Source organism: Pedobacter sp. HMWF019, from assembly GCF_003061025.1.
Classification (GTDB): Bacteria; Bacteroidota; Bacteroidia; order Sphingobacteriales; family Sphingobacteriaceae; genus Pedobacter.
Genome location: NZ_QAIL01000137.1, coordinates 1 through 4,852 on the forward strand (window position 1 = coordinate 1; position 4,852 = coordinate 4,852).

Annotated in this window: 4 protein-coding genes; 1 reads left to right on the forward strand and 3 read right to left on the reverse strand. The window is 38.8% G+C overall.

Features of this window, described 5'->3' with window-relative positions; all coding sequences use genetic code 11:
- Window positions 1-294 precede the first annotated feature (294 nt).
- Together DBR11_RS08685 and DBR11_RS08690 are read right to left on the reverse strand one after the other, a co-directional pair.
- Window positions 295-2,373 (reverse strand): M48 family metalloprotease, encoded by a 2,079-nt coding sequence (locus tag DBR11_RS08685; protein WP_108551647.1) that lies wholly within the window; start codon window positions 2,371-2,373, stop codon window positions 295-297.
- 99 nt (window positions 2,374-2,472) lie between these two features.
- Window positions 2,473-3,024 carry a hypothetical protein gene (locus DBR11_RS08690; RefSeq protein ID WP_108551649.1) on the reverse strand — a complete coding sequence of 184 codons (552 nt, stop codon included), beginning with the start codon at window positions 3,022-3,024 and terminating at the stop codon, window positions 2,473-2,475.
- Window positions 3,025-3,211: 187 nt separating this feature from the next.
- Between DBR11_RS08690 and DBR11_RS08695 the strand changes: the two genes are divergently transcribed.
- The gene (locus DBR11_RS08695) at window positions 3,212-3,763 is read left to right on the forward strand and encodes a hypothetical protein (RefSeq protein ID WP_108551651.1); all 552 of its coding nucleotides are present in this window, start codon (window positions 3,212-3,214) and stop codon (window positions 3,761-3,763) included.
- A 162-nt stretch (window positions 3,764-3,925) separates the two neighbouring features.
- Here the strand turns inward: DBR11_RS08695 and DBR11_RS08700 are convergent, their stop codons facing one another.
- On the reverse strand, window positions 3,926-4,666 hold the full coding sequence (locus DBR11_RS08700) for a hypothetical protein (RefSeq protein WP_108551653.1): 741 nt from the start codon (window positions 4,664-4,666) through the stop codon (window positions 3,926-3,928).
- Between the last annotated feature and the right edge of the window lie 186 nt (window positions 4,667-4,852).

A 4,852-nucleotide genomic window follows, 5' to 3' on the forward strand; every position in this document is an offset into this window, starting at 1 on the left:
TCTGATATTTCTTATTGCAACTTCTGTTCTGGTATTGTTTTCACTCAATTACTATTACAGGAAAAGGTTTAGAGCTGAACGCAGACACTAAACCGAACTGCTCTTAAAAAACCAGAAACTCAAAGAAATTGCCTGGCTCAACTCTCATGAGATCAGAAGACCGCTGGCCAACCTCACTGCGCTGGTTCAACTGATTCGGCCATCCATAGATGATATAGAAAACCTGATCCCGATCCTAAACCATCTTGAAACCTCTGTTTGCGAATTGAATGAAGCGGTGATTAAGATGAACAATCAGACTAAGGAACTCGAAGAATAATTATAGTCAAGCTGACTAGTCAATAAGGAATTTTTCTTCAGATAATGAATGCGTGCAATTATTCTTAAAAAATCATTCATAGCGATAAAGAGCAGATCAAGTTCATGATCAAAATATACCGTTCCGGCAAAATACTTCCAATCCTGTTCCAGATAACGTTCAAATCTTCCCCTGGTTTTATCATCAATCTCTTCCTTACACCATTCTTCTCCTAAAATAGTGCGGATTTGTTCTATAAAAAAGCGTTCGGACCATTTAAGGTCTTTAAGGTTCTGCCTAATTTCTTCAAAGGGCATGCTTACCTGGGTAAAAGAACTTAATTTACCCAGATCAGTATATATTTCCTTTTGCCGTAAAAACAAGTCCAGTGAACGTTGATAATCCTGATACATTTGTTTGAATTCTTTTAATTTACCGGCATGGGATGCGTCGCTGTAAAACCGATAAAAGATGTCCAGATCTTTCTGTGAAAGCTTTTCATTTAATGCCTCCAATTCTTTGTTCAGTTGTTCGATAATTTCAGGGCAATCGGCAGGTGTGTATTTATGGCCATCATAGTCAAAAGATTTGACTACAAAGTCTCCGGAACCGATTTGCTCCAGGGCTGCAAGGTCCGCCTCAATAGACTTTGAAGTATACATCAGATCCAGCGTTTCCTCACTAAACAATACTTCCAAAGTCAGATCGCTTTGAACTGCCGGTTTTAAAAAAGCCGATTCTGTAGCCGCGCTGACCGGACTTCTATCATTAAAATAACCCTTATAAACCTCAGGAAATACATGTTGATTATAGGTTTTTGAATATTCTTCCTGAAAAGCGGAAAAATCCTGTACAACCGGAGGTTTAGGATATTGAACTGCATCAAACAAGCGCGCCGTAAACTGTTTTTGAACCGCTTCAGCATCCATAAGCAATTCAGATGCAATACCCTGTTCTTGCACCGGTCGTACTTTATTCAATAGTTTCAATGCCTTAATTCTATCCTGGGTACTGGGGTGCGACGACCATTGATCTTTTAAAACCAGTTTGGATTTATTGAACCTGCTGTAACTATCCGGATTTACTTTAGGGAGATCATTTTCTATCTCCAGCTGGTACTTTGTGGCCATAAAAGTCATCACATAATGTTGCTGTGGATAGAAATTATCGGTTTTCTCTGCCTCTTCGAATTTAGTATTGTAATAATTAAAAACCTCATTAAGAGACTGATCTGCCAACTCCAACCGTAACAAGGAGTCAATTAGTGCCTGAGAGCCAGCCACTTCTGCCGCCACGGCATCTGCATGAAACTCCATTTCCCTGGATAAACCCAAATAGTTCAAATTGACAACCTCATATACTTTCTTCAGCAGAAACTGAATACCCGTGATCATCTTTACAGCAATCCCTGCAAACAAATTAAAGTAATTACTTGTCCCAGACCATTTAGCCATCATTTCGCTGTAAGAACCATTATCATACAACATATCATGGAGCACCCGGTTTACATTGTAAACATAGCTTCCAACTTTCATGCTTCTCTGGGAAAAATGACCAAATTCATGCGCAAGAATGGCTTTTAGCTCCTGTTTTGATACCGTATTCATTAGCCCCAATCCAATTTGTAAGTTCTTTTTTACCGGAAGGAACATACTCCAGAAACTGGAATCATAAAATACGGAGGCATTCACATCGGCAGAAAGGTATATTCTTTTAGGAAAATCTGTTTTTACATCAGAAACAATCTCTGCAATGAATTTAAATAGTTTTTGTTCATTCGCCTTTGTAATCTCCATTAAATGGGACCGATCTGTTTTATTCTTGTTGAACATAAATTTCACCAGGAAAATCAGCACCAGGATACCCAGGCTAATGAGTCCCAGGCCAAGCATTATCGTGGCAAACATGGCCTTCAGAATCACCAGCATAACCGCCGCATATCCACAGGCCAAGGCAAATAATACGGCAAGACTGACCAGAACAAAATAAGTAACCATAAACAAAAGAATAGCGCCAATGGAGCGGACAGCCATTTTCCTGAATTGTTTAGAAATTTTAATTTGAGAAGCTTTCATGAGCGCAATTATTTATAGACGCAAAATAATCATTTTATGCATGATTAGAAAGTCATTGCTTCATCTAAAACACAAAGAAAAAAGACTGCAAAAATTTGATTACCTGCTAAACTGGGGCATTTCCATCAGTTTTATGTTATTGTCTTTGGCATACTGGGTTCCAATCTCATATAATCTATTATACCGGACGGTAAACGCCGTATATAACCTTTTGTCCAAATCATTCATTGCCCTGGTTATTTCATCTGCCGGTGCTTTCCTGTCAATCATTTTAGCAATGGGCAGATGATCTTTTTTATAGCTTTCAAGCGTAAACTGGAAAAGATCTTTAGAAGCATCAATCAATGCCTGGGTATCTTTTGTAGGGAGTAATTCATCAATATTCTTCAGGTACTTCTCCACCCTTTTTATCGCAAAGCCAAGCTGTTGCTCATAATTATATTGGTCGACACCAGGGCCAGCTGCAAGAGGCTTCCCACGGTATCCCAGCATCTTTGTAAAATATTCACTGCCAAAACAGGCTACAGAATTAGCATTCAGGGCCGCAACATCAAAATATTTTTCAGGCGATGCCGGTAAACGGCAAGCTTCCGCCAGGAATAAAATACTGCAGACAAGTAAAAAGATAAAAGACCTTCTTAATTTTTTCATAGGGAATTGGGTTTAAGTGATAAATGTGTTAACAAAACTCCCTGTATGCATTGTCAATTCCAAATATCACCCGGCTACAATATGTCTACAAGTTGAAAAAAACCAAGTTACCCTTCTCCTCCTTGTTCAATTTAATTACACCCTTTCCGGTCAATAAACCTTTATATTAATTCTCTATTTTTATACGATGAAAAATAGAGTATATCTACCAATATTAACCTTGCTTCTTTCAGCCTGTACACACAAACAACTGGGCACAGAAAAAAAGCTAAGAGACACCACGAACATTGTACTTGCTGATACGAGCAAACCTGCACCAAAGTCAGTACAAAAACCTGCACCAAAAAAAGAATTTACGTCCCGACTTGACAGCATTGAAAAAACCAACAATGCAAGCGTTATTGCATCAGGCGATGACGTTACAAAGGCTTACGTATATTTGCATGGTGGTGACAGCACTATAAATTTAACCGCTTATATGAGGAAAGATCACCGTTTTTTTGGCTATGCAGCTCCTGACGTTACATCAGAACGCCTGATACTATTCTCCATTTTCACGGATGATGTTCAAAATAATCCTTTCGGGTGTAAACTTGGCGCTTACTACGAAACAAGAATGGACTCCCTAACTTTAAAATACGTATCGACCAAAGGAAATTTCATACAAGCAAAGGCCATTAACAAGACCAATCAATCCACAACGGTTTACTTTGAAAAAAAATGGATAGATTTTGAGTAAACAGGCAACCCCTGCCAACTCTCCCCTCTGCAATTTGCTCAGAAAAGTTTATCCTGTTGATGAGGCGGCCTCAGAGATCTGTGCGCTTCTTCAGCGCACCTGATATCGTTAGCCCCGAAACAACAGGATAAACTTTTCAAAAATTAAGTGCAATCTCAATGACTATCGCGCAATCACCTTGATTACAGGTTTACCATTAACACAATCTATTCTTTCCACCTTTGTTTGAGGTTCAACAACAGTAGCAGGACCATCTGCCTGAATAATCCTGGCTTTCAGCCTATTGTAAAGTGAAACCTTTTTCTTCAATACAGTATAGTCCTGAGCCCCTAAATAAGGGATATATTCTACATCCATAAGTCTATCTTTAATCAAGGGTGTAGGTATCCACGAGGACGCATTAGTACAAGTCTGGGCATTTACAATAGCCATAATTTCTAAATAAGTCTTCGCAGCAAGAGGTTTAGCTTCTTCTATACTCATATTTGCAGAAGTAATGACCTTCACTTTACCGGTGTTACATTCTAACCGAATAGGTTGTTCGGCAATCCAAAGAGTTTCAAAACATGGGTCAACGATGTAACCTTCTCTAGTCATTGCCTTTGTTTGCTCACTTAACAGATCAAAATATTCCTTTTTTAGCTTTTCAAATTTTGCCTGATCGGACACCTTAACCGGGTAATATGTTGTTGAACAACCTGAAGCCATCTCCTGAATGGAAACGTCAGTGAGCTGACCGCATGGAATACTGGCAGTAAGCACGGTGATCTCATTCATCTTTGCGGTAGCAAGCTCACCCCACTCCGTAGATGAATGCTCTTTCTTTTTACAGCCCAGGCAAAATAATGAAATTGACAGTACAATAGTTAATGATTTGAAAACGGAATTTAGATTACTTTTCATTTTAAACGTTCTATTTGGTTAGTTTCTAAAACTAATACGTATCAAAATACATAAACGCTACAATAACTTCGTTTTTTTTCTGATTATTCTCAAACAACTACCAATTATGAACCCACCCCAGACCACCTCCCCTCTGCAATTTGCTCAGAAAATTTTTCACCTGTTCATGAGGCGGCCTCAGAGATC

What these genes read in the sequence shown, in the direction of transcription:
- DBR11_RS08690 (WP_108551649.1), bottom strand. Translation starts at nt 3,024, where the DNA reads ATGAAAAAATTAAGAAGGTCTTTTATCTTTTTACTTGTCTGCAGTATT.
- DBR11_RS08685 (WP_108551647.1), bottom strand. Translation starts at nt 2,373, where the DNA reads ATGAAAGCTTCTCAAATTAAAATTTCTAAACAATTCAGGAAAATGGCT.
- DBR11_RS08700 (WP_108551653.1), bottom strand. Translation starts at nt 4,666, where the DNA reads ATGAAAAGTAATCTAAATTCCGTTTTCAAATCATTAACTATTGTACTG.
- DBR11_RS08695 (WP_108551651.1), top strand. Translation starts at nt 3,212, where the DNA reads ATGAAAAATAGAGTATATCTACCAATATTAACCTTGCTTCTTTCAGCC.